The organism is Stenotrophomonas sp. RG-453 (assembly GCF_033843685.1).
Lineage (GTDB): Bacteria > Pseudomonadota > Gammaproteobacteria > Xanthomonadales > Xanthomonadaceae > Stenotrophomonas > Stenotrophomonas bentonitica_A.
Window position 1 is genome coordinate 271,842 of record NZ_JAMYED010000003.1, and the last position, 23,105, is coordinate 294,946.

The 23,105-nt window shown below is 67.0% G+C and carries 22 protein-coding genes and 3 tRNA genes; 9 read left to right on the plus strand and 16 right to left on the minus strand.

Going from position 1 to position 23,105, the window contains the following annotated elements; translation table 11 throughout:
- The first annotated feature begins 56 nt into the window (after window positions 1-56).
- Both NJD74_RS06885 and NJD74_RS06890 read left to right on the plus strand, forming a co-directional pair.
- The gene (locus NJD74_RS06885) at window positions 57-983 is read left to right on the plus strand and encodes a LysR family transcriptional regulator (protein WP_319623861.1); all 927 of its coding nucleotides are present in this window, start codon (window positions 57-59) and stop codon (window positions 981-983) included.
- Between the two features lie 155 nt (window positions 984-1,138).
- Window positions 1,139-2,287: an alpha/beta fold hydrolase gene (locus NJD74_RS06890; RefSeq protein WP_070427101.1), complete on the plus strand. Its 1,149-nt coding sequence runs from the start codon at window positions 1,139-1,141 to the stop codon at window positions 2,285-2,287.
- A 59-nt stretch (window positions 2,288-2,346) separates the two neighbouring features.
- On the opposite strand, the gene NJD74_RS06895 is transcribed toward NJD74_RS06890, so the two are convergent.
- From NJD74_RS06895 to NJD74_RS06940, 10 genes are all read right to left on the minus strand, one after another.
- Window positions 2,347-2,423: transfer RNA gene (locus NJD74_RS06895), tRNA-Arg, on the minus strand.
- Between the two features lie 82 nt (window positions 2,424-2,505).
- Window positions 2,506-2,582 (minus strand) — tRNA-Arg (locus tag NJD74_RS06900).
- Window positions 2,583-2,636: 54 nt separating this feature from the next.
- Window positions 2,637-2,713 (minus strand) — tRNA-Arg (locus tag NJD74_RS06905).
- 62 nt (window positions 2,714-2,775) lie between these two features.
- Window positions 2,776-3,615 carry an alpha/beta fold hydrolase gene (locus tag NJD74_RS06910; protein WP_319623862.1) on the minus strand — a complete coding sequence of 280 codons (840 nt, stop codon included), beginning with the start codon at window positions 3,613-3,615 and terminating at the stop codon, window positions 2,776-2,778.
- Complete coding sequence (thiD, locus tag NJD74_RS06915; protein WP_319623863.1) at window positions 3,612-4,421, minus strand: bifunctional hydroxymethylpyrimidine kinase/phosphomethylpyrimidine kinase; 810 nt, start codon at window positions 4,419-4,421, stop codon at window positions 3,612-3,614. Before thiD ends, NJD74_RS06910 begins: the two co-directional genes overlap by 4 nt.
- 43 nt (window positions 4,422-4,464) lie before the next feature.
- Window positions 4,465-5,136, minus strand: a complete 672-nt coding sequence (locus NJD74_RS06920; RefSeq protein ID WP_019183301.1) for a YoaK family protein — start codon at window positions 5,134-5,136, stop codon at window positions 4,465-4,467.
- 30 nt (window positions 5,137-5,166) lie between these two features.
- Complete coding sequence (locus NJD74_RS06925) at window positions 5,167-5,646, minus strand: hypothetical protein (protein ID WP_046273637.1); 480 nt, start codon at window positions 5,644-5,646, stop codon at window positions 5,167-5,169.
- 23 nt (window positions 5,647-5,669) lie between these two features.
- On the minus strand, window positions 5,670-7,067 hold the full coding sequence (locus NJD74_RS06930; RefSeq protein ID WP_070470631.1) for a PhoH family protein: 1,398 nt from the start codon (window positions 7,065-7,067) through the stop codon (window positions 5,670-5,672).
- Between the two features lie 81 nt (window positions 7,068-7,148).
- Window positions 7,149-7,628 carry a peroxiredoxin gene (locus tag NJD74_RS06935; protein WP_088432235.1) on the minus strand — a complete coding sequence of 160 codons (480 nt, stop codon included), beginning with the start codon at window positions 7,626-7,628 and terminating at the stop codon, window positions 7,149-7,151.
- A 78-nt stretch (window positions 7,629-7,706) separates the two neighbouring features.
- Window positions 7,707-8,267, minus strand: coding sequence for a glycine cleavage system protein R (locus NJD74_RS06940; protein ID WP_019183297.1), 561 nt, complete (start codon window positions 8,265-8,267; stop codon window positions 7,707-7,709).
- A 164-nt stretch (window positions 8,268-8,431) separates the two neighbouring features.
- Between NJD74_RS06940 and dapA the strand changes: the two genes are divergently transcribed.
- Both dapA and NJD74_RS06950 read left to right on the plus strand, forming a co-directional pair.
- Window positions 8,432-9,325, plus strand: a complete 894-nt coding sequence (gene dapA, locus NJD74_RS06945; protein WP_026069793.1) for a 4-hydroxy-tetrahydrodipicolinate synthase — start codon at window positions 8,432-8,434, stop codon at window positions 9,323-9,325.
- A gap of 26 nt (window positions 9,326-9,351) precedes the next feature.
- Window positions 9,352-9,876: a hypothetical protein gene (locus NJD74_RS06950; protein ID WP_019183295.1), complete on the plus strand. Its 525-nt coding sequence runs from the start codon at window positions 9,352-9,354 to the stop codon at window positions 9,874-9,876.
- A gap of 93 nt (window positions 9,877-9,969) precedes the next feature.
- On the opposite strand, the gene fdxA is transcribed toward NJD74_RS06950, so the two are convergent.
- The 6 genes from fdxA to NJD74_RS06980 all read right to left on the minus strand — a co-directional run bounded on the left by fdxA (window position 9,970) and on the right by NJD74_RS06980 (window position 14,664).
- Complete coding sequence (gene fdxA / locus NJD74_RS06955) at window positions 9,970-10,293, minus strand: ferredoxin FdxA (protein ID WP_019183294.1); 324 nt, start codon at window positions 10,291-10,293, stop codon at window positions 9,970-9,972.
- Between the two features lie 66 nt (window positions 10,294-10,359).
- Window positions 10,360-11,238, minus strand: a complete 879-nt coding sequence (locus tag NJD74_RS06960; RefSeq protein WP_319623864.1) for a 2-dehydro-3-deoxygalactonokinase — start codon at window positions 11,236-11,238, stop codon at window positions 10,360-10,362.
- Complete coding sequence (locus tag NJD74_RS06965; protein ID WP_019183291.1) at window positions 11,235-12,140, minus strand: SMP-30/gluconolactonase/LRE family protein; 906 nt, start codon at window positions 12,138-12,140, stop codon at window positions 11,235-11,237. The genes NJD74_RS06960 and NJD74_RS06965 overlap by 4 nt, the downstream gene beginning before the upstream one ends.
- A gap of 6 nt (window positions 12,141-12,146) precedes the next feature.
- On the minus strand, window positions 12,147-13,295 hold the full coding sequence (gene dgoD, locus NJD74_RS06970) for a galactonate dehydratase (RefSeq protein ID WP_019183290.1): 1,149 nt from the start codon (window positions 13,293-13,295) through the stop codon (window positions 12,147-12,149).
- Window positions 13,292-13,912 carry a 2-dehydro-3-deoxy-6-phosphogalactonate aldolase gene (locus NJD74_RS06975; RefSeq protein WP_319623865.1) on the minus strand — a complete coding sequence of 207 codons (621 nt, stop codon included), beginning with the start codon at window positions 13,910-13,912 and terminating at the stop codon, window positions 13,292-13,294. The genes dgoD and NJD74_RS06975 overlap by 4 nt, the downstream gene beginning before the upstream one ends.
- 2 nt (window positions 13,913-13,914) lie before the next feature.
- Window positions 13,915-14,664, minus strand: a complete 750-nt coding sequence (locus NJD74_RS06980; RefSeq protein ID WP_319623866.1) for an SDR family oxidoreductase — start codon at window positions 14,662-14,664, stop codon at window positions 13,915-13,917.
- 238 nt (window positions 14,665-14,902) lie between these two features.
- On the opposite strand from NJD74_RS06980, the gene NJD74_RS06985 reads away from it, so the two are divergent.
- The 5 genes from NJD74_RS06985 (at window position 14,903) to NJD74_RS07000 (ending at window position 23,094) form a co-directional block, all read left to right on the plus strand.
- Window positions 14,903-15,865, plus strand: coding sequence for a LysR substrate-binding domain-containing protein (locus tag NJD74_RS06985; RefSeq protein WP_319623867.1), 963 nt, complete (start codon window positions 14,903-14,905; stop codon window positions 15,863-15,865).
- 356 nt (window positions 15,866-16,221) lie between these two features.
- On the plus strand, window positions 16,222-18,828 hold the full coding sequence (locus tag NJD74_RS06990; protein ID WP_319623956.1) for a TonB-dependent receptor: 2,607 nt from the start codon (window positions 16,222-16,224) through the stop codon (window positions 18,826-18,828).
- A gap of 125 nt (window positions 18,829-18,953) precedes the next feature.
- Window positions 18,954-19,544: a hypothetical protein gene (locus NJD74_RS19680; RefSeq protein ID WP_345785053.1), complete on the plus strand. Its 591-nt coding sequence runs from the start codon at window positions 18,954-18,956 to the stop codon at window positions 19,542-19,544.
- Complete coding sequence (locus NJD74_RS06995; RefSeq protein WP_345785055.1) at window positions 19,541-21,190, plus strand: cellulase; 1,650 nt, start codon at window positions 19,541-19,543, stop codon at window positions 21,188-21,190. The genes NJD74_RS19680 and NJD74_RS06995 overlap by 4 nt, the downstream gene beginning before the upstream one ends.
- Window positions 21,187-23,094, plus strand: coding sequence for a sialate O-acetylesterase (locus NJD74_RS07000; protein WP_319623868.1), 1,908 nt, complete (start codon window positions 21,187-21,189; stop codon window positions 23,092-23,094). Before NJD74_RS06995 ends, NJD74_RS07000 begins: the two co-directional genes overlap by 4 nt.
- The last annotated feature ends 11 nt before the right edge of the window (window positions 23,095-23,105 follow it).

Sequence of the window (23,105 nt, forward strand, 5' to 3'; positions counted from 1 at the left end):
TTGCTCCGACCGCTTGAAAAACGGATAGTTTCGCAAGCCATCATCGAAAATTTCGAATGCTCAAGCTCAGCCTCGACGCCCTGCAGATCCTGGACGCCATCGACCGCCGTGGCTCGTTCGCCTCGGCCGGCAAGGCCCTGCACAAGGTGCCCTCGACCATCTCCTACACAGTCGCCAAGCTGGAAGAAGACCTGGGCGTGCAGCTGTTCGACCGGGTCGGGCCGCGCGCGCACCTGACCCCGGCCGGGGAGGCGCTGCTGGAAGAGGGGCGCCATCTGCTGCGGGCCGCCCGCGAGCTGGAGATGCGGGTGCGGCGCGTGGCCTCCGGCTGGGAAGCCGAGCTGACCGTGGCGGTCGATTCGATGTTCGTACCGGCGCTGCTGGCCGAGGACGTACGAGCCTTCAATGCGGTGGCCGAACAGACCCGGATGCGGCTGATCACTGAATCGCTCTCGGGCACGTGGGAGGCATTGCTGGACCGGCGCGCGGACCTGCTGGTCGGCGCGGCGGGTGAGGGGCCCAGTGGCGGCGGCTACGTAGTCGAGCCGATGGGCGTGGTGCGCTTCGTGTTCGCCGTGTCGCCCTCACATCCATTGGCGGCCGCGCCCGAACCGTTGGGCCGTGAGCAGCTGGCCACCCACTGCGCGATCGCCGTGGCCGATTCGGCACGGCGGCTGCTGCCGCGTACGGTGGGCCTGCTGATGGGACAGGAAACGGTCACCGTGCCGGACATGGTCAGCAAGTTCCGCCTGCAGTGCGCCGGGCTCGGTTTCGGTTTCCTGCCCGAGCCGTATGTGCAGCAGGCGGTGCGGGACGGCCGGCTGGTGATCAAACAGGTCGAGGAACCCAAACCGGACGAGACGTTCTGGCTGGCCTGGCGCACCGGCGAGGAGGGGGCCGCATTGCGCTGGTGGCGGGAGCGGCTGCAGCGCCCGGAGGTGCTGGCGGGCTGGTGGCCCACCATGGAAGGCTGGCTGGGCTGATCGCAGGCCGGGCAGGGGCCTGCGGCGATGCCGCTGCCCGTCCGTTCAAGCTGAATGTTGGCTTGGCTGTCATCGGATGGTCATCTGGATGCGATAGAGCGGCGCTTGCGTGATCGGTACCCTGCGCGACTCGTCTGGTTTTTCCGATTCTGCCCATGAAGCGCTTGCTGCTGTTGCTGCTGGCCGGGGCTGGCCTGTGGCTGGCTGCCTGCTCTTCCTTGACCTCCACCGCTGCCTCGACGTCGTTGAGTGATCGCCTGATCGCGCCCGGCGGCGTATCCACGCTGCTGGACATGCCGCGCATCGCCGAAGCGGTGGAGAGCGTGCCCAACCGGCATGGCCGGGTGACCGGGCGCGCGGGCGTGCCGATCTTCTGGCGTGCGTTCGACCCCGGTCAGTACGGGCTGCATTACCAGTACCTGGCCCAGCAGCACGACAACGGCGAGCCGCTGCGCACCGGCATGGCGCTGGACCTGCCGCACCCGTTCCGGGCGCAGGCACCGCGCGGCACGGTGGTGCTGCTGCACGGCTGGATGATGAACGGTGATGCGATGCTGCCGTGGTCGCTGCAGCTGGCGCAGTCCGGCTACCGCGTGGTCACCATCGACCTGCGCAACCACGGCCATTCGGGTGCGGGACCGTCGGGCTACGGCACCTTCGAATCGGACGACGTGGTCGATGTCATCGCGGCGCTGAAGGCGCGTGGTGAAGTGGTCGGGCCGTTGTACCTGTTCGGGGTGTCCTATGGCGCTGCCACTGCGCTGTTCACCGCCGACAAGCTCGGCGACCAGGTCACCGGCGTGGTGGCGATGGAGTCTTTCGCCAATGCCGGCGATGCCATCCGCAGCATGATCCCGCACCTGATGTCACTGCAACCGACGGCATGGAAAGCGCAGGCGATGGCCGCCTACGGACGTTGGCGCTATGGCGGTCAGGATATCGACCAGGTGATCGCCGCCGCCAGCCAGCGGCTGGACCTGGATCTGGACCGCGTCGATGTCACCCGCGCGCTGGCCGACAGCCGCGCCTGCGTGCTGCTGTTGCATGGCCAGGACGATCAGCATGTACCGGTCGGGCAGGGGCGCCGCCTGGCGGCCGCCAGCCCGCGCGTGCACTACATCGAGCTGCGTGGCGAAGACCACATCACGCTGCCACTGCGCGTGGATCTGCTGGGCAGTGTGGTGGATGACTGGCTGGCGCATGACGACCACGCCGGTGGTGCGTGCCCCGCGCCGGAACTGCCGGGTGAAGCCGACCTGATGGCGATGCAGGCGGCACAGGCGCACGCCCCGCCGCAGGGGTGACAGTTGGGGACAACGCAAAAAAAAACAGCAACCGATGGCTGCTGTCTTCGTCGATGCAATGGTGCGCCCGGAGAGATTCGAACTCCCGACCGCCTGGTTCGTAGCCAGGTACTCTATCCAACTGAGCTACGGGCGCATTTGCATTGTCTGGTTGTGTGTCCTGCCGCGCGTGTTGCCACGTTCGACGGGAAGGCAAGCAAGCCTGCCATTCGATGTAATGGTGCGCCCGGAGAGATTCGAACTCCCGACCGCCTGGTTCGTAGCCAGGTACTCTATCCAACTGAGCTACGGGCGCATTTACATCGAATTTTCATTACTGATACCGACGGCGAAATCGATACCCTGTTGATGGTGCGCCCGGAGAGATTCGAACTCCCGACCGCCTGGTTCGTAGCCAGGTACTCTATCCAACTGAGCTACGGGCGCGTCAACAGGAGCGGAATTATGCGGATCGGCGTCGCATTCGTCAACGGTTTTTGTGAAGGTCTTCATTCAAATGAATGAAAAAGGCGCTCCACCACGGCTTCCGGCGTTTTCATCCAGGCGAAGTGATCGGCACGCGTGCCCAGCGCCTGCGCACTCAACACGCGGAGCTGCGCACGCATGCCGGGCATCTTGGCCAGCAGGGCCTGCATCGAGGAAGGCGGTGCCAGCCAGTCGTGATCCATCACCATGGCAGTGGCCTGGCCCTGCAGGGTGCGCATGCCGGCCTCCAGATCGGTCGCCATGCCCGCCGCCGCATAGTGGTTGTTGAGGCCTACGCGTGACCAGTCGCGGATCAGGCCGCGCGCTTCCGTGCCGCCGAAGCCGAGCTTCTTGCCGTGCAGGACCCCTTGGCGCTGTGCCAGCCAGGGCAGGAAGCGGTACACCAGCGGCAGCGCCCAGCCGCGCGGGGCGGGGAAGGTGCGCCAGTACGGCGTGCCGCTGGCGACCAGCCACACCCGTGCGAAGCGCTGCGGGTGCAACCCGCCGAAGCAGCAGGCCAGCTGACCGCCGAGGCTGTGGCCGCCGATGATCAGGGGCGTTACCGCGTCTTCGGGCATCTGGGCCAGGCTGGCCGGCAGGTCGTGTTCGAGGATCTCGCGATACCCCCAATCCTGCGTGCGCGACGGCCGCAGGCTGCTGCTGCCGTTGCCGCGCCACTCATGCAGGTACACCGCGATGCCACGCGCCGCGAGCGCATCGGCGAAGGGCAGGTAGTGGCGCGCGGCGACGCCCAGCGCCGGCAACCACAGCAGGCGTGCGCGTGGCTGCGTCGGCACGCGTGCCAGCAGTTCGAAGCGATGGCCATCGCCGGTCTGCACGGGAAGGGGAGAGGCGTCGATCATGCCGGGCGTGCCGCGCCGAAGTGGTCGATCACCAGCACCTCGCTGCGGCCCGGGTAGTAACCGCTCTGCAGGCCCCGCGCGACGTAGTCGATGGCCGCTTCGCAGGCGTTCGGCAACGACAACCCCTGGCACAGCTGCGCGGCGATCGCCGAGGCCAACGTGCAGCCGGTGCCGTGCGCATCCACCGGCAACCGGGCGTGGATGAACTCGTCGCGGGTGACGCCGTCGAAGTAGCGATCGATCACGCGGCTGCCTTCATCCAGATGGCCGCCCTTGAGCAGTACCGCGCCGGCACCCAGCTCGAGCAGCGCGTCGGCGGCATCTTCAGCGTCTTCGGCGGTGACGATGCGGCGGCCGAGCAGCAGCTCGGCTTCCGGCGTGTTGGGCGTGAGCAGCGTGGCCAGTGGAACCAGGCGCGTGCGCATGGCCTTCAGGGCGGCGTCTTCAAGCAGTTTGGCACCGCTGGTGGCGACCATCACCGGATCCAGCACGACATGCGGCGGGCGGTGCTTTACCAGCGCGTCGGCCACCAGGCCGATCACCTCGGCATTGGCGAGCATGCCCAGCTTCACCGCATGGATATCGAAATCGGCGAAGCAGGCGTCGATCTGCGCCTGCAGGAACTCCAGTGGCGGCACGTGCACGGCGGTGACGCCGCGGGTGTTCTGTGCGGTCAGCGCGGCAATCGCCGAAAGGCCATGTACGCGATGGGCGGCGAAGGCCTTCAGGTCGGCCTGGATGCCTGCGCCACCGCCGGAATCGGAGCCGGCGATGGTCAGGGCGGAAACGGGGCTGGAAGGCGTCATGCCTCGATTGTGCAATGTTTGCCGCCGTATTGCTGCCGCGCCGTCAGCGCGCCCGCAGCAGCGCCCACTGCCGGTACAGCACGTAGCCCAGACCGGTGCCGCCGGTCAGCAGGGCAGGCGCCAGCAGCGCGTCGTAACCGAAGCGCAGGAACAACCCGGCGCCGATCACGCCGCCAGCCAGGAAACCGCTGACGATCAGGCCGCTCAGGGTCAGCCGCCGGATCGGCAGTGGCAGGCCGCGCAACAGGTGACCCAGGCCGATGCCCAGGTCGGTGAACATGCCGCTGAGATGGGTGGTGCGCACCACCGCCCCGCTGAACGTGGTCGCCATCGCGTTCTGCAGGCCGCAGGCCATCGCCGCCGCGAGCGCGCCCCAGATCTGCTGCTGTTTGAACAAGGGGATCGCGATCAGCAGCAACAGCGATTCGAGCGCCAGCACCACGCCATAGCGGCGGCCCAACTGCAGGCCGCTGTCCTGGATGATCACGCCGCTGAGTGTGGCACCCACGCAGAAGGCGATCAGCAGTCCCCACAGATGCCCGACCACGCGCCAGTCGCGCTGGGCCAGCGCCATGCCGAGCTGGCTGGTGGTGCCGGTCATGTGGCTGACCGCCTGGTGCTCGAAGCCGAGGAAGCCGACCACGTTGACCATTCCGGCCACGCAGGACAGCGCGATCGCGCCGATCCAGACCCAGGTGGGCAGCCGGATGCTCATCCGGCGCGTGTGGTGGGGGTCACGGCACGATCAACGGCCCGCAGGCGGGCCGTTGAACTGCACATCGGAGAAACTGCCGCTGGCCGGATCGAATACCGCGCCCCAGAACTGCGCGCCGCCATCGCAGACCCGGATCGCATCGCGCGCCGGGTCGATATCGGCATCGTCGGGCAGATGGAAGGCGTTGAGATAGATCAGCTGGCGGCCGTCCATTTCGATGCCCACGTATTGGCGATCGAAATCGGCCGCCTTGGGCACCTGCGCCTCCAGCGACGGCAACTGGGCTTCCAGCTGTTCGACCTGTTGGCGGCTGGGGGCCCAGTAGCCGGTGACGCGCCCCGGCTCGCGGCCGGGGCTGGAGCGTGAGCAGGTATCCAGGACCTGGGCGGCGACGACCGGTCGCGTCACCACCCAGGACTGGCCGGTCTTGACCGCGGTCGGGACGCTGGCGCCCGGCCGTGTATTGGCAGGCGTGCAGGCGGCCGCCAGCGCAGCAAGCGCCAGCGGCAGGACCGCACGGGACAGGAAACGGCTCACAACACCTCCGAAGCGTAATCGGCCAGGCGCGAACGCTCGCCACGGCGCAGCGTGATGTGCGCGCTGTGCGGCCAGTTCTTGAAGCGGTCCACCGCGTAGGTCAGGCCCGAGGTGGTCTCGGTCAGGTACGGGGTATCGATCTGTTCCACGTTGCCCAGGCACACGATCTTGGTGCCGGGGCCGGCACGGGTGATCAGGGTCTTCATCTGCTTGGGAGTGAGGTTCTGCGCTTCATCCAGGATCAGGTAGCGCGACAGGAACGTGCGGCCACGCATGAAGTTCAGCGAGCGGATCTTGATCCGGCTGGCGATCAGGTCGTTGGTCGCCGCACGGCCCCACGCGCCGCCTTCCTGGGTATGCGTGAGCACTTCCAGGTTGTCGGTCAGCGCGCCCATCCACGGCGTCATCTTTTCTTCCTCGGTACCGGGCAGGAAGCCGATGTCCTCGCCGACGCTGACCGTGGCGCGGGTCATGATGATCTCGCGGTAGCGTTGCTGGTCCATGGTCTGGGCCAGGCCGGCGGCCAGCGCCAGCAGCGTCTTGCCGGTACCGGCAGTGCCGAGCAGGGTGACGAAATCGATCTCCGGGTCCATCAGCGCGTTGAGGGCGAAGTTCTGCTCGCGGTTGCGCGCGCTGATGCCCCACACCGCGTGGCTGCCATGGCGGAAATCGTTGACCAGCGACAGCGTGATCTTCTCACCGTCCACCTTGGCCACGCGCAGTTCGACTTCATCGTCGCCCGGCAGGTAGGCGTACTGGTTGGGATGCCAGTTCTCGTCTTCGCTGGCGATGATTTCGTAACTGGTGCGTCCCTTGTCGCTCCAGCTGCGCAGGTTGTCGGTGTGCTTCTTCCAGAAGTCTTCCGGCAGCTCGGTGGCGCCGGTGTAGAGCAGGCTGAAATCGTCGAGCGCGCGGTCGTTTTCGTAATCCTCGGACACGATGCCGGCGATCGCCGCCTTGATCCGCAGGTTGATGTCCTTGGAGACGAACACCACAGGGATCTCGGGCACCTGCTCCTTCAGGGCCAGGATCGCCCCGAGGATGGCATTGTCCGGAATCACCGCGCCGAAGCTCTTGCCGGCCTCGAAGTGGCTGGTCTGGAAACGCAGCAGGCCCACGCTCTGCTTGCCGCGCAGCTGCAGCCCGTTCGGCCGCTGCAGCGGAATGCCATCGGCCAGGTTGTCCAGGCCCGAGGCCTGCACCAGCTCATTGAGGAAACGGCTGACCTGGCGCGCGTTGCGGCTGGCCTCGGTGGTGCCCTTCTTGCCGTTGTCCAGCTCTTCGATCACCTGCATCGGCAGGTAGACATCATGCTCCTCGAACTTGAACAGCGCGGTCGGATCGTGCATGAGCACGTTGGTATCCAGTACGTAGATGCGCTTGCCTCGGGTCATCGTCAATTCCTGGTGGCAGAACAGGGACAAGCCATCACGACCTGCGGGGCAGGGTGATGGCCATTGGGGGTGCCGGGGTGATCACTGGGTTTTCGCGGCCTTCAGGGCTTCAAGGACGGTGTCTGCGTGGCCGGCCACTTTGACCTTGCGCCACGCCTGCACGATACGACTGTCCGGCGAAATGAGGAAGGTGCTGCGCTCGATGCCGCGCACCTGCTTGCCGTACATGTTCTTCAGCTTGATCACGTCGAACGCGGTGCACAGCGCTTCATCGCCATCGCTGATCAGCGGGAAGGCGAAGCCCTGCTTGGCGCAGAAGTTGTCGTGGGATTTGACCGAATCGCGGGAAACGCCGAAAACGCGGGCGCCGGCGTTGGTGAACTGCGGGAGCAGTGCGTTGAAATCGATGCCCTCGGTGGTGCAGCCCGGGGTGCTGTCCTTGGGGTAGAAGTACAGCACCAGCCACTGGCCGGCCAGATCGCCGAGGGTGGTGGTCTCGCCGCCGGACAAGGCCAGCGGCAGTGCGAGGGTGGTGCTGTCCAGGGTGTCGCCGTCGTTCATGGGTTCCTTTCCGGATCCTGGGGTAGATCTACTACAACTGCATGAAACCCCGCGCGCCCGTGACGAGCGCGCGAAACATCAGAACTTCATCGGGTCCATGATCGCATCGAGGTTGAGGTGATCGCAGAACTCGAGGAAATCATCGCGCAGCGCGGCGATGTGCATGTTGGCCGGCACACCGATCGTGACCTGCGCGGAGAACATTTCCGCACCGGTCTGCATCGCGCGGTAACGCGTGCTCTGCAGGTTTTCGATGGTGATGCCCTGGCGGTCGAAGAAATCGGCCAGCTGGAACAGGATTCCCGGCTTGTCGGCGGCGATCACTTCCACGATGTAGGGCAGCAGGTTGGACTGCGCCTGCTTGGCCCCGGTGCGGTACCAGACCAGCTTCAGGCCTTCCTCACGCTCCAGCCGGGTCAGCATCGCCTCCAGCTTGGCCACCGAGTCCCACGAGCCGGTGGCCAGGGCGGTGACGGACACGTCGCGCCCGACCGTGGCCAGGCGGGCGTCGACCAGATTGCAGCCACTGTCGGCGATACGCCGGGTCACAGGCAGCAGGGGGGACTCCGGATGCGTCGTATAGGCGTTGATCAGGAGGTGGTTTTCGGTCGGCGCAGGCCGCGGCGTGGTGTCGGTCAAGATGGTTCCGGGTGATGCAAGGTGAGTCTGAACGGCCGGACGACGGCACGTTCGCCGGAGTCCAGCATACTTGCCCGCGCTTTCGACCCGCAAGTAACATGCAACGTACATCTGGCCGGCGTTTACGCAGGCACGGTGCCCCCTTTCTTCCGAGCACGATGTCCTTGTCCCTTTCCGGTCTCATCACCGCGCTGGCGACGCCCTTCCAGGCGAACGGCGCATTGGATCCCGACGGTTGGCAGCGCTTGCTGCATCTGCAACTGGAGGGTGGTGTTCACGGGGTGGTGGTGGCCGGTTCGACCGGTGAAGCCGCGGCCCTGTCCGATGACGAATACGACCAGCTGCTGCGCAGTGCGGTCAAAACCGTCGCCGGGCGCATCCCGGTATTGGCCGGCACCGGCCTGTCCGGGACGGCCAAAACGATCGAGCAGACCCGCCGGGCGGCCGCCAATGGCGCCACGCACGCGCTGGTGGTGACCCCGCCGTACGTGCGCCCCACCCAGGAAGGCCTGATCGCGCATTACCGCGCGGTGGCCGACCAGGGCGGCCTGCCGGTTATCCTGTACAACGTGCCCGGCCGCACCGGCTGCGACATGCTGCCCGCGACCGTGGCCGAGCTGGCCAGCCACCCGAACATCGTCGGCATCAAAGAAGCGGTGGGCGATATCGGCCGCGTGCATGCCCTGCTGGCCCTGCGTTCGCCGGATTTCGCCATCCTCAGTGGTGACGACGGCACGGCCGCGCGCTCGATCCTGTCCGGCGTGGACGGCCTGATCTCGGTCGGTTCCAACGCCTTGCCGGGTGCCTACCGGCGGATGTGCGACCTGGCAGCGGCCGGTGAGCGCGAGGCGACCGAGTCGTGGGATGCCCGTCTGGAGCCCTTCCATGAATTCTGCGGCGTGGAGTCCAATCCGATCCCGGTGAAGGACCTGCTGCGCCGGATCGGCATTGGTGACGGCCTGCGCCTGCCGCTGCTGCCCCTGTCCGCGGCCCACCACGCCGCTGCCGAACACCTGGCCACCGATATCGGTGCGCTGGAAGCACTATCCAACCACTGATCACAGTGGTCACCCAGGAGATTCCCATGCGTCAATCCGTTTCCGCCATCCGCGTGCTGTCCTTCGCGATCCTGGCTACCGCCACCCTCGTCGGCACCACCGGTTGCTTCAAGCGCGGTGCCAAGGGCGACTACGCCCTGGCCCCGGAAGTGCGTCCGCTGGAAGTGCCGCCGGATCTGAACGTCCCGGCCGGCCAGGCCGCCGCCACCGCCGCCACCAGCTCCACGCTGGCCTCGCAGTCTGCGCGTCCGGCGCCGTCCTCGACCCAGGCACCGGCCAACAATGCCGGGTTCACCGTGCCGGGCACCAAGGAAGAGGTGTTCGCCAAGGTCGGCACCGCGCTGGAGTCCGTTGAAGGCGTGAAGATCGCCAGCAAGGCACAGCTGCTGGGTTCCTATGACGTGGCCTTCGAAGGCAGCGACTTCCTGGTCCGCGTGGTGGCCGTCGATGCCGGCGCCTATGTGTCGGCCGTGGATCCGCGTGGCCTGCCGGCGACCGCCGCCGCCCCGACCAAGCTGCTGGGTGAGCTGAAGGCGAAGCTGGCTCCGTAAAAGCGCCAGCGGCCGGCACTACCGAAGCTGCGGGTCAGAGAAGCAAAAAGGGCGCCCTCGGCGCCCTTTTTGTTGCTGCCAGCGCCGGAAGGCTCAGCGTTCCAGCAGCTTCAGCTTGTCCGGCTTGCCGTCCCATTCGCCGGCATCGGCAGGCGGGTCCTTGCGCACGGTAAGCACCGGCCAGGCCTGGGCCAGTTCGGCGTTCAGGGCGACGAACACTTCCTGCCCGGCGGGCACGTCGTCTTCAGGGAAGATCGCGTTGACCGGGCACTCCGGTTCGCACAGGGTGCAGTCGATGCACTCATCCGGGTCGATCACCAGGAAGTTGGGGCCTTCGTGGAAGCAATCCACGGGGCACACTTCCACGCAATCGGTGTGTTTGCACTTGATGCAGTTTTCAGTGACGACGAAAGGCATGGGGAAATCCGGCGTTAAGCCGACCAATTCTAGAACAGGTTGTGCCTGAATGCTGGGGCCGTGCGCTCAGCCGAGCAGGCCGCGCTGCCGCGCAAGACGGTACAGGCCCCGCGCCGCAAGGCTTTCAGGCGCATCGACGGGGGTCCTGTCGAGCACCTTCAGCGCGTGGGCATAGCGCGTGGTCAGCTTGGTATTGCCCACCAGGTGCACCTCGGCCCCGGGCGCGGCCAGGTCGCGGATTTCATGGCCGAGCAACAGGCCGGAGAGATAGGAGGGGGCGGCCGAAGGCGCGAGACGCTCGAACAGGCCCAACGCACGCACGCCGAACAGGTGGTGCAGCAGGCCACCGGCATCGCCGCTGCGCTGCACGCCTTGGGCGAAGGCGATGGCATCGAAACCATCGCCGTCGTCCATCAGGCGGCCGAGCAGGCTGTGCTGGCGCAGCAGCGCGAACACCTCGCCGGTCATGGCGGTCGCAAAACCGGTGATCGCCCCATCGTGCAGCGTTGCCCACTTGCTGTGCGTACCAGGCAGGCAGACATGGGCGTGGCCTGCGCGGGTGTCCAGGCCGAATAATTGCGTTTCTTCGCCGCGCATCACATCCGGCGTCCCGCCCGCGCCCTGGACGGCCACGCCAGGCACGAACCAGAGATCACGGCCAGGCAGCCGTGCATCGTGATGCAACTGCAGCGCTGCGGCGAGATCGGCCAGCCCGGCCGGGCAGGGCAGGTAGGCCTGCTCGATCCAGCCATTGCGGCTGCCGATCATCCCGCTGAGCAGGATCGTGCTGTCCGGCCAGCCATCGACCAGCCCGGCCAGCACGTCGGCGTAGTTGCCATCGCAGTGCAGTATTCCGCGCGCACTGGAGCGCTGCTCAAGGGTGGCACCGTGCTGGTCCAGCCGGTAGCCGCGCAGGCTGCTGCTGCCCCAGTCAACGGCGATCATCCGCGGATCCGGCTCTCGGGCAGGCCAGGCTGCGCCTGGCGCGCGCTGAACAGGCTGCCGGCGTGCGTGCTTGCGGCCAATTCCTCCGGCGTGTGGTCCAGCCGCGAGCTGATCACGTACAAGGTACGCAGGTCATTGCCGCCGAAAGCCACGCAGGTGGGGTGTTTGACCGGCACCGGCTGGACCTGCAGCAGGGTGCCATCGGGTGCATAGCAGCTGACCTGGCGCGCGCGCCATTGCGCGTTCCATACCCGTCCGGCCGCATCGACGGCCGAGCCATCCGGTTCGGCCGCCGTATCGGCCAGGGCGGTGAATTCGCGCACGTTACGGGTGCTGGCCTGCTCGGGGTCGTAATCGCAGGCCATGATCCGCGGCGATACCGAGTCGCACCAGTACATCGTGCGGCCATCCAGGCTGAAGCTGATCGCATTGGAAATCACGATGCCCGGCAGCGGCAGCTCGCGCAGGCCGTGGCGGGTGGAGTACTGGTAGAAGCGGCCATCGGCAGCGCGCTCGGGGTGCTCGTTCATGGTGCCGAACACGAAATTGCCGTGACGATCGGCGCGGCCATCATTGCTGCGGGTATAGGGCTTGTAGGGCTCCACATCGGCAAGCCACTGCAGGGGCAGGGTGTCGTCGGTGGCGCTGGCAAGATCTGCGCGGTGCAGCGAGCTGACCAACGCCACCAGCAAGGTGCCGTCGTCGAACAGGCCGATGCAGCCGGGGCGGTCAGGCAGCACCCAGTAGCGGCGGGTGCCGCGCGCGGGGTGGTGCTCCCACAGCCGGCGCTCGGCGATGTCGATCCAAAGCACGCTCTGCCGCTGTTCGCACCAGAGCACGCCTTCGCCATGGGTGCAGCGGCTGTCCACCACCAACGTGGCCGGGGCCAGCTCAACGCTCATCGCCACTCACCATTCGGCAACGGAGCCGTCGCTGTGGCGCCAGATCGGGTTGCGCCAGTCAGGCGGGTTTTCATGGGCATGGCGCAGGCGCTCCTCATCGATTTCCACGCCCAGCCCGGGTTTGGGCAGGGCGGCGATGCTGCCATGGTCGCAGTGGAAGTCGTCCTTGTTCAACACGTAATCGAGCAGATCGGCGCCTTGGTTGTAGTGGATGCCGATGCTCTGTTCCTGCAGCACCGCGTTGTGCGAGACGAAATCCAACTGCAGGCAGGCCGCGAGCGCGACCGGGCCCAGCGGGCAGTGCGGCGCGAGCGCGACATCGTAGGCTTCGGCCATCGCCGCGATCTTCAGGCACTCGGTGAGGCCACCGGCATGCGAGAGATCCGGTTGCAGCAACGACAGACCGCCGTTGGCGAGGACCTGCTTGAATTCGAAGCGCGAGTACATGCGCTCACCGGCCGCCAGTGGAATCGAGGTGGCCGCGGCCAGGCGCGGGTAATACTCGGCCTGCTCCGGAAGGACCGGCTCTTCAACGAACAGTGGCCGGTATGGCTCCAGTTCCTTGAGCAGGACCCGGGCCATCGGTGCGCCCACCCGGCCATGGAAATCCACGCCGAAATCGATGCTGTCGCCGAATGCATCGCGCAGCGCGGCGACCTTGGCGATGGCGGCATCCACGCGGCGGGGGCTGTCCAGCAGCTGCATCTCTTCAGTGCCGTTGAACTTGAACGTATCAAAGCCGAGCGCGCGGTACCGATGTACCTGCTCGACCAGATCGGCCGGCCGGTCGCCGCCCACCCAGCGGTAGGTCTTCATGCGATCGCGCACCAGGCCCCCCAGCAACTGGTAGACCGGCACGCCGAGCGCCTTGCCCTTGATGTCCCACAGCGCCTGGTCGATGCCGGCGATGGCGCTCATCAAAATCGCGCCGCCGCGGTAGAAGCCGCCGCGGTACATCGTCTGCCACAGGTCGTTGATCCGGGCCGGGTCCTTGCCGATCAGATACGCCGACAGCTCATGCACGGCGGCGTCCACCGTGCGTGCGCGGCCTTCGATCACCGGTTCGCCCCAGCCGACGATGCCCTCGTCGGTCTCGATCTTCAGGAACAGCCAACGCGGTGCGGCGTGATAGGTAACCAGTCGGGTGATCTTCATCCGTGCGTAGTCCGGTAGGCCTGGAGGAACGCCTGGGCCTGCTCGCGGGTACGCTGCAGCGGCTGGGCGGGTTGATAGAGATCGCCCCCGATCCCGGCACCGACCGCACCGGCGGCGAGGTAGCTGGCGAGGGAGTCCGGGGTCACGCCGCCGACCACGTACAACGGCAGCTCGCGCGGCAATACCGAGCGCAGGGCGCGCACGTGGCCGGGGCCATAGGTGGCCGCAGGGAACAGCTTGAGCATCTGCGCACCGGCATCGATCGCATCGAATGCCTCGCTGGCGGTGGCGAACCCGGCCATCACCTGCAGGCCCTGATCCACCGCGTGGCGGATCAGCGCCGGCCGCGTGTTGGGGGTGACGATGAAGCGTGCGCCGATCTCCACCAATGCGTCCACCTGCTGTTCGCGCAGCACGGTGCCGCCCCCGATCCAGGCCTGTGCACCGAACGCGCGCTGCGCGCCGGCGATGCTGTCTTCCCAGCGTGGCGAGTTCAGCGGGACTTCGATCGCATCGAAGCCGGCACCCACCAGTGCGCCGACGTGAGCGAGGGTGTCTTCGGGGGTGATGCCGCGCAGGATCGCGACAAGCGGCAGATGGAAGGTCGGTGCGGTCATGATTACTCGTGGTAAAGCTGGGAACGGCCACCGTCGATCAGGATGTCGGTGGCATTGATGAAGCGGGCTTCGTCACTGGCCAGGAACAGCGCGGTATGCGCCACCTCGCCGGGCTCGCCGATACGCTTGCAGGGCAGCAGCTGCTCCTGCGCGTGGCGCGTGGCGGCCGGGTCGGCGCTGTTGGCGAACCAGGCTTCGATCCGCGGCACCAGGATCAGCCCCGGCGAAATCGAGTTCACCCGGATGCCCTGCGCCGCATACTCGATGCCCAGCGCTTTGCTCAGCCCGATCAGCCCATGCTTGGCGACCGGGTAGGGGAAGGCGTGCGGGATGATGCGGTGGCCATGCACCGAGGCGATGTTGACGATGGAACCGGCCTGCTGCGCCACCATCGCCGGCAGCACTGCACGGCACACGTTCCAGGCGCCTTTGAGGTTGAGGTCCAGGCAGCGTTCCCACTGTGCGTCTTCCAGCTGCAGTGGGTCGGCGAAGACATCGGCCCCGGCATTGTTAACCAGCACGTCCACGCGCCCATGCTCGGCGCGGATGGCCTCCACCAGGGCACGCACGGCGGCGGCATCGGTGATGTCGGCCAGGCGATGGTCGATCCGTGCATCCGGGGCGAGCGGTGGATTGAGATCCAGTCCGATCACCCGGGCGCCGTGCACGGCGAACAGCGCGGCGGTGGCCGCACCGATGCCGCTGGCCGCGCCGGTCACCAGCGCGATCTTGTCCTGCAGTCGTTTACTCATCGAACAGTGTGTCCAGGGGAGCCAACGGCAGACGGTACGACAAAGCGGGGACGGACAAAGCAGGCTCCAGGAATCGGCGGGCGCGGGGGGCGCTGGCGGGCTGGCAGCCGGGGGCGGCGCAACCATACGATCAGGGTTGCGTGCGAAGGTATTCTTATCAAATGAAATTTTTCGGAATATCTATTCCCCCGTCGAATACCGTGATTCAATGCGGCGATCAACGCAGAACGGATGTGTGATGACCACCGCGCCTGGCCCCTGGACAAATGCCTCCCGGCTCAAGACCCGGCATTTGATGTTGTTGCTGCACCTGCATGAACATGGTTCGGTCCTGCGCGCGGCCGAGGCCGCCGCCATGACCCAGCCGGCCGCGTCCAAGCTGCTGGCGGAGATGGAAGACATGCTCGGGGTGAAACTGTTCGAGCGCCATGCCCGCGGCGTGGAGCCGACCTGGTACGGCCACGTGCTGATCCGGCGCGCACGCTCGGCAATGTCCGAGATCGGGCGGGCCACGGAGGAGATCGCCGCGCTGCGCAGCGGGCATCGGGGCCAGGTGTCGATCGGCACCGTGGTCAACCCGGGCACCAACCTGGTGCCACAGGCGATCGCCGAGGTGAAGCGCGAGTTCCCGGACATCCTGATCCGGGTCGAGATGGACTACAGCCGGCCCCTGGTGGTCCGTCTGCTGGACGGCCAGCTGGACCTGGTGATCGGCCGGATCCTCGGGCCGGAGGGTGCGGCGGACCTGGCCTTCGAAGCGCTGGCCGATGAACCGCATTCGGTGATCGCCCGTGCCGGCCATCCGCTGGCCAACCGCGATGATCTGCACCATGCCGATCTGGCCCGGCATGGCTGGATCCTGCCCCCGGCCGACAGCGTGCTGCGCGCGCGGCTGGACGCGCTGTTCCTGGAACAGGGCCTGCCGATCCCGCAGAACATCATCGAGACCAGTTCATTGCCGGTGATGACCAGCCTGCTGCGCGGCAGCGATCTGCTCGCCGCGCTGCCGGTGGAATCGGTGGCGCCCTACATCCAGGCCAAGCTGCTGACCGTGCTGCCGATCGATGTGGGCGTCCGCATGGAATCGTTCGGGATCATCTACCGGCGCGGCCACGTGCTGCCGCCCGCCGCCGAACGCATGCTGTTGGCCCTGCGTACCACCGCGCGCTGGCTGTATCCGGGGCTCCGCGGGAGCGGCTGACACGGGCCGGACCCCTGCTGGTATAGGCACCGTGAATGGTATTCTCCGAAGGAATACATCCGGCCCAATATTTTATTGGCATGGAATGGCTCCCGCTGCCTAAGCTGCCCGCCAGCTACCACCCCTCACGAGGGTGGCCGCGATGATCCCCGGGTCGGTTCCACCGGTGTCGGGGTCACCTTAAAACCTGATTGTTACAGGCAGCGCCGCCTTCGCAGCGCTGTCCACCGTCAGCACATGTGTCCTGGGAGGGAAACATCATGTCAGTACGTTGTTGCCGTGGGGCGACAGGCGCATCCGTGCCTGCACGCACCCCCACCGCTGTGCGCCGCCGCGCGCTGGCGGTCTGCGTTTCGATGCTGGTTGCCGGCCAGGCCATGGCGCAACAGAGTGATATCCAGGACGCCACCGCGGCGACCCAGCTGGACACCGTCCAGGTGACCGGCACCCGCAGCAGCGTGACCCGTGCCCAGCAGATCAAACAGAATGCCGAGCAGATCGTGGATTCGATCGTGGCCGAGGACATCGGCAAGCTGCCAGACAACAACGTCGCCGAGGCACTGCAGCGCATCTCCGGCATCCAGATCACCCGCAACTACGGCGAGGGCAGCACGATCGCCATCCGTGGCCTGACCCAGGTGCGCACCGAGCTCAACGGGCGTGACATCTTCACCGCCAATGACGGTCGCGGCCTGAGCTTCGAGGATGTGTCGGCCGAGCTGCTCGGTGGCGTCAATGTCTACAAGAATCCGTCGGCGGAAATGATCGAAGGTGGCCTGGGCGGCACGGTCGACCTGCGCACGCGCCTGCCGTTCGATTATGAAGGCCGCAAGATCGCTGGCAGCCTGCAGTACAACCATTACGATCTGGCCGATGACAGCAAGCCGGCGTTCTCGGGCATGTTCAGCGACCGCTGGCAGACCGGTATCGGCGAGGTGGGCCTGCTGGTGAACTACTCGCAGCAGACCAGCCCGTTCCGCCAGGACACGATTTCGCTGGAACCGTGGTATTCGCAGACCGATCTGCCTGGTTTTGAGGGCACTGAGGTGTTCGTGCCGCACGGCGCCGGCATCAACACCACCGTGGGTGAGCGCAAGCGTCGCACCGGTGCGGTGGCGCTGCAGTGGCGCCCGCGCGACGACATCGAAGTGCAGGCGCAGGTGCTGCGTTCGGACTACGATTTCCGCTGGCAGGATTACTCGTTCTTCGCCTACAGCGGCGGCGACGCCATGCAGGGCGCGCGCGACATCGTGGTCAACGACCGCAACGAACTGGTCAGCGGCGTGTTCCAGAACACCCCGGCCGATTCCAACACCAGCCTCACCCAGCGCAAGTCGATCACCACCGACTACTCGTTGGGCGCGAAGTGGACGGTGAGCCCGAGCCTGACCCTGAGCACCGATGTCCAGTACGTCGATGCCACCACCAAGGGGACGCGCTACATCGTGGGCACCGGCATGAACGCCACGCCGTTCTACACGATCGACCTCAGTGGCGACCTGCCGTACCTGGCGGTGACCGATGCAGTCGGCAACCAGGGATACCTCACCGATCCGGCCAACTACGTCGGCTGGAAGTTCCACCTGGACAACAAGGACGACAACAAGGGCACCGAGTTCGCGTGGCGCTCGGACATGGACCTGGCGTTCGAGGATGGCTTCGCCCGCAGCTTCAAGGCCGGCGTGCGCTACACCGACCGCAAGGCCGAGAACCAGGGCAATGTCTGGCGCTTCATGTGGCTGGGCGCGCCGTTCGCCGATTTCCCGAACGTGGGCCTGGTGCCGAACCCGATCACCGACTTCTTCCGCGGCAAAAGCTACACCTTCGGGCCGACCCTGAGTGCCTCCGATGCCGCGGTGGAGAATTACGAGCAGACCCTGGCCGCGTTCGGTGCCGATCCGCTGGAATTCTCGCCGAACAACATCAACAACCAGCGCGAAAAGACCTACGCCGCGTACGGCGTCCTTCGCTTCGGTGCGGATGACTGGGGCGTCCCGTTCGATGGCAACATCGGCGTGCGCGTGGTGCGGACCGAGGTGACCTCCGACGGCGTGCGTACCGGGACCGACATCGAAGGCGGTGGCCTGCTGCCGGTCAATGTCGAGCAGTCCTACACCGATGTGCTGCCCAGCCTCAACCTGCGCTGGATGTTCACCGACCAGCTGCAGCTGCGCTTTGCCGCCTCCAAGGGCATTTCGCGCCCGGGCTTCGACAAGCTCAACCCGAACCTGAGCCTGAGCGCGGCCGATGCCGGGGGTGGCGTGACCCGGCGCACCGGTTCGGCCGGCAATCCCAACCTCAAGCCGATGGAGGCCACCCAGTTCGATACGTCGCTGGAGTGGTACTTCGGCCAAGGCTCGATGATGTACGGCACCGCCTTCTACAAGAAGGTCGATGGGTTCATCGCCAACGCCGTGTTCAACGAGGTCTACGCCGGCGAGAACTGGGAGATCACCCGCCCGGTGAATGGCGATGACGGCAAGATCAAGGGCGTGGAGGTGGGCTACACCCAGTTCTTCGACTTCCTGCCGGGCTGGATGAGCCATTTCGGCCTGCAGACCAACTACACCTATGTCGACTCCAAGGCGCCCAGCCCGAATGCCACCGATACCAATGGCAGCCAGTTGGTGGTGCCGCTGGAGGGGCTCTCCAAGAACAGCTACAACGTCATCCTCAGCTATGAAGTCCCGCGCTTCCAGGCGCGCGTGGCCTACAACTGGCGCAGCGACTGGCTGATCACCACGGCCGGCAACGGCACCGGCAACCTGCCTGTCTACAACAAGGGCTTTGGCCAGCTGGACGCCTCGCTGCGGTTCAACATCAACGAGGTGTGGTCGGTGTCGCTGGACGGCATGAACCTGCTCGATACCCGCAACGAAAGCTACCTGGGCTACACCACGCGCTACCGCGACTTCGTGATCAACGATCGTCGCTACGGCATCACCCTGCGCGCCAGCCTGTAACGCGTGACCGTCTGCGGGCCTTCCTGCTTCGTGGCACCTCCCCAGCACGAAGCAGGGAGGACCGCAGCTTCTGTTCCAGGCGTGTGGACATTGGGCCGCATGCCGCTCCACCGGGAGGCCCGTGCATGACCCCCGCCGATTGGCTGATCTGGACCGTGCGCGCATCGGTCCGCCCGCGTCACTGCCGGGCAGGGTGGCTGGTGCTGCTGCTGGCCGTGTTTCCGGTTCTCGCCACCGCGGCGCCCTACCAGTGGCGCAACGTGGCCATCGGTGGCGGTGGCTTCGTGACCGGGCTGGTCTTCCATCCGGCCGAACCGGACCTGCTGTACGCGCGCACCGATGTCGGCGGTGCCTACCGTTGGGATCAGGCCAGCGGCCGCTGGAGCGCGTTGACCGACTGGCTCGGTCGTGACGATGCCAATCTCACCGGTATCGAAAGCCTGGCCGTGGACCCGCGCGACCCGCAGCGTGTCTATCTGGCCGCAGGCACCTATACCAACCCCCGCGTGGGCAATGGCGCGATCCTGCGTTCGTCCGATCGGGGGGCCACGTTCGCGCGCACCGATCTTCCCTTCAAACTCGGTGGCAACGAGCTTTCGCGCGGCAATGGCGAGCGACTGGCCGTGGACCCCCATCAAGGCGGCATTCTCCTGCTCGGCTCACGCAGCAATGGCCTGTGGCGCAGTGACGACCATGTGCGCACTGGCAGGAAGTGACGACCTTCCCGGCGATCGCGCGCAGCGCGCAGGCCAGCGCGCCGGCCTGGAACGGCACGCAGCAGATCGGCATCGTGTTCGTGCAGTTCGATGCGCGCAGTGGCCGCGCTGGCAGCCCTACACCGGTGATCTACGCGGGCGTATCGACGACGACGGGCCCGGCGATTCTCCGCTCCACGGATGGTGGGCGCGCCTGGCAGCCGCTGCCCGGGCAACCGACCGGTCTGCGTCCCACCCGCATGGCGCAGGGCAGCGACGGTCGCCTCTACATCGCCTATGCGGATCTGCCCGGCCCGGACCGCATGGGCAACGGGGCGCTGTGGCGTTTCGACATCAAGCAGGCTCGGTGGCAGGACATCAGCCCGGTGCCGCAGTCCAGCGACACCCAGGGCGATGGCTTCGGCTGGGGCGCGGTCGCGGTGGAGGCCGGCAACCCGGACGTGGTGATGGCCAGCACCTTCAACCGTTTCGGACCGCACGACGACATCTTCCGCAGTACCGATGGCGGTCGCAGCTGGACACCGGTCATCGCGGGCGCGAGGTTCGACCACGGCAACGCGCCATGGACCGCACACGCCTCGCCGCACTGGATGGCCGACGTGCAGATCGATCCGTTCGATCCGCGCCGGGTGCTGTTCGTCACCGGCTACGGCCTGTGGGCGAGCCGCGATGTCCGCGCGGCCGATCACGGCCAGCCCGTGCAGTGGTGGTTCCAGAATGATGGGTTGGAAGAAACGGTCCCGCTGGACCTGGTCAGCCCGGGGCAGGGCGCGCACCTGCTGAGCGCGCTGGGCGACATCGATGGCTTCCGCCACGATGACCTGACCGTGTCGCCATTGCAGTACGCCGGTCCGCGCCTGACCAACAGCGAGAGCATCGACGCTGCCGCGCAATCACCTTCCCACGTGGTGCGCAGCGGCACCGTGCGCCATCGCCTGCATGACGAGGTCCGTGCGGCCTGGTCGAACGATGGTGGGCGTACGTGGCAGGCGTTCGTCAGCGAACCGCCGGACGGCGAGGGCGCGGGCCGCATCCGCCTCGGCAGCGATGGCGGCCGGGTGCTGTGGCACACGTTGCGCGGCAGCCATTGGTACACCGATGACCACGGCCGGCATTGGCAGGCCGTGCGCGGCCTGCCCAACACTGCCGTGGTGGTCGCGGACACCCGCTCGCCTGCGCACTGGTATGGGTACGACGCCGCCAGCGGCGCGTTGCTGCGCAGCGACGATGGTGGCGCCTCGTTCGTCGCCGACCGCGTACGCCTGGCGCCGGCCCCGGTGCTGACGGCCGAGCTGCGCGCCGATCCACAGCAGGGTGGGCTGGTGTATGTCGGTGCCGGTCCGCAGGGGCTGCTGCGCTGGCGCGCTGGTGATCTGCAGCGCGTGGCGGGGGTGGATGCGGTTCACAGCCTCGGCGTCGGCAAGGGTGCCCCGGGTCGTGACGTTGCCAGCGTGTTCGTTGCGGGCACCGTCGAGTGCGTCCATGGGCTCTTCCGTTCCGATGACGGCGGTGCCCGGTGGCTGCGCATCGATGACGCCGCGCACCAGTTCGGTCAGATTCAACGCGTCACCGGGGATCCGCGCCTGCATGGGCGCGTCTACTTCGCCACCGGTGGGCGCGGCATCGTCTATGGAGATCCACAATGAAACGAGCGTGTGCGCTGGTGGTATCGCTGTGGATGGTCACCGCCGCCGTGCAGGCCGAGCCGGTCCTGCCCCGGCTGTTTGCCGACGGCATGGTGCTGCAGCGTGACCAGCCGCTGCCGGTGTGGGGTACGGCCACGCCCGGCGCACGCCTGCAGGTCGGCATCGACGGCGAACGTGCCAGTACCACGGTCGGTACGGACGGTAGCTGGAAGGTCGTGCTGCCGCCGCACGCGGTCGGTGGCCCATTCCAGCTGGAGATCACGGGCGACGGGCGCGCGCTGCAGGTGCGCGATGTCCTGTTCGGCGATGTCTGGCTGGCCAGCGGTCAGTCCAACATGGAATGGCCGCTGCACGATACGCAGGACGCGGCGGCGGCCGTCGCCGCTGCGAGCGACGCGCAGCTGCGTCATTTCAAGATTCCCAAATCCTGGTCCGGGCAGCCGGAAACCACACTGGCCGGTGGCCGCTGGCTGCCGGCGTCCCCCGCCAACGCGGGGAGCTTCTCCGCGGTCGCGTACTACTTCGCGCGCGAGCTGCGGCAGCACGCCGGGGTGCCGATCGGCATCATCGACAGCACCTGGGGCGGCAGCACCATCGAAGCCTGGATGGCCGCCGCGCTGCAGGACATTGATGCAGGCGCGCTGGCCACGCGCATGCAGGCGCAACGCGAGACGGATGCACGCACCCTGGCCAAGGTGCGCCAACGCCTTGCGAAGTGGCACACCTTTGACGAGCAGCCGCAGTGGGCCGCAGCCCGGTTCGACGACCGCGATTGGGAAGCTGCCACGCTCCCGGGGCTATGGGAAACCGGCGGCTATGCCGGCATGGACGGGATCGGCTGGTACCGTGCCGAGTTCACCTTGAGCGCGGCACAGGCTGCGCAGGCCGGCACCCTTGGAGTCGGACGGATCGATGACGCGGACCGCACCTTCGTCAATGGCGTGCAGGTCGGCGCGACGACGATGGCCTGGAACACACCGCGTGTGTATCCGCTGCCCGCCGGCCAACTGCAGGCCGGCCGCAACGTGGTCGCGGTGCGAGTGGAGGACCTGGGCGGTGGTGGTGGCATCCACGGTGAGCCGTCCGAACTGTTCGTGCGCCTGGCCGATGGCAGCCAGGTGCCGCTGCAAGGGTGGCGTTTCCGTCCCGGCAAGGTGACGGTCGCCCTGGACGATGACAAGAACCAGATCCCGACGCTGCTGTACAACCGCATGATCCACCCGTTGCCGCCATTCCCGATCAAGGGGGTGATCTGGTACCAGGGCGAGAGCAATGCCACCGATGCCGGAGCGCTGGCCTATCGGGATCAGTTCAAGGCCTTGATCCAGCAGTGGCGGCAGGACTGGAACGCACCGGCGCTGCCGTTTGTCTGGGTGCAGCTGGCCAGCTTCGGTGCCGGGGCCGACCATGGTGAGCAGAGCCCCTGGGCAGTGCTGCGTGAATCGCAGACGGCGGCACTGTCGCTGCCGCATACCGCGCAGGCGGTGAGCATCGACCTGGGCAATGCGACGGATATCCATCCGCGCAACAAGCGCGACGTCGGCGCACGCCTGGCGCTGGCCGCCCGGCACGCGGCGTATGGCGAAACGCTGACGTACAGCGGTCCGGTGCAGCGCGCCGTCCGCTTCGATCGCGGCCAGGCCTTCATCACCTTCGATCCGATGGGCAGTGCGCTGACGGTGCGCGGCGGTGGGATGCAGGTACAGGGCTTCACCGTGGCCGGTGCCGACCGCCGGTTCCACGCTGCACAGGCGCGAATCGATGGTGACCGCGTGATTGTCCACAGCGAGGCGGTCGCCACGCCGGTGGCAGTGCGCTATGCCTGGCGGGAGAACCCCGCCGACGCCAACCTGATCAATTCGCAACAGCTGCCGGCGTCGCCGTTCCGCAGCGATACCTGGTGACCACAAGGACC

What these genes read in the sequence shown, in the direction of transcription:
- NJD74_RS06885 (WP_319623861.1), top strand. Translation starts at nt 57, where the DNA reads ATGCTCAAGCTCAGCCTCGACGCCCTGCAGATCCTGGACGCCATCGAC.
- NJD74_RS06890 (WP_070427101.1), top strand. Translation starts at nt 1,139, where the DNA reads ATGAAGCGCTTGCTGCTGTTGCTGCTGGCCGGGGCTGGCCTGTGGCTG.
- NJD74_RS06910 (WP_319623862.1), bottom strand. Translation starts at nt 3,615, where the DNA reads ATGATCGACGCCTCTCCCCTTCCCGTGCAGACCGGCGATGGCCATCGC.
- thiD (WP_319623863.1), bottom strand. Translation starts at nt 4,421, where the DNA reads ATGACGCCTTCCAGCCCCGTTTCCGCCCTGACCATCGCCGGCTCCGAT.
- NJD74_RS06920 (WP_019183301.1), bottom strand. Translation starts at nt 5,136, where the DNA reads ATGAGCATCCGGCTGCCCACCTGGGTCTGGATCGGCGCGATCGCGCTG.
- NJD74_RS06930 (WP_070470631.1), bottom strand. Translation starts at nt 7,067, where the DNA reads ATGACCCGAGGCAAGCGCATCTACGTACTGGATACCAACGTGCTCATG.
- NJD74_RS06935 (WP_088432235.1), bottom strand. Translation starts at nt 7,628, where the DNA reads ATGAACGACGGCGACACCCTGGACAGCACCACCCTCGCACTGCCGCTG.
- NJD74_RS06950 (WP_019183295.1), top strand. Translation starts at nt 9,352, where the DNA reads ATGCGTCAATCCGTTTCCGCCATCCGCGTGCTGTCCTTCGCGATCCTG.
- fdxA (WP_019183294.1), bottom strand. Translation starts at nt 10,293, where the DNA reads ATGCCTTTCGTCGTCACTGAAAACTGCATCAAGTGCAAACACACCGAT.
- NJD74_RS06960 (WP_319623864.1), bottom strand. Translation starts at nt 11,238, where the DNA reads ATGATCGCCGTTGACTGGGGCAGCAGCAGCCTGCGCGGCTACCGGCTG.
- NJD74_RS06965 (WP_019183291.1), bottom strand. Translation starts at nt 12,140, where the DNA reads ATGAGCGTTGAGCTGGCCCCGGCCACGTTGGTGGTGGACAGCCGCTGC.
- dgoD (WP_019183290.1), bottom strand. Translation starts at nt 13,295, where the DNA reads ATGAAGATCACCCGACTGGTTACCTATCACGCCGCACCGCGTTGGCTG.
- NJD74_RS06975 (WP_319623865.1), bottom strand. Translation starts at nt 13,912, where the DNA reads ATGACCGCACCGACCTTCCATCTGCCGCTTGTCGCGATCCTGCGCGGC.
- NJD74_RS06980 (WP_319623866.1), bottom strand. Translation starts at nt 14,664, where the DNA reads ATGAGTAAACGACTGCAGGACAAGATCGCGCTGGTGACCGGCGCGGCC.
- NJD74_RS06985 (WP_319623867.1), top strand. Translation starts at nt 14,903, where the DNA reads ATGACCACCGCGCCTGGCCCCTGGACAAATGCCTCCCGGCTCAAGACC.
- NJD74_RS06990 (WP_319623956.1), top strand. Translation starts at nt 16,222, where the DNA reads ATGCTGGTTGCCGGCCAGGCCATGGCGCAACAGAGTGATATCCAGGAC.
- NJD74_RS19680 (WP_345785053.1), top strand. Translation starts at nt 18,954, where the DNA reads ATGACCCCCGCCGATTGGCTGATCTGGACCGTGCGCGCATCGGTCCGC.
- NJD74_RS07000 (WP_319623868.1), top strand. Translation starts at nt 21,187, where the DNA reads ATGAAACGAGCGTGTGCGCTGGTGGTATCGCTGTGGATGGTCACCGCC.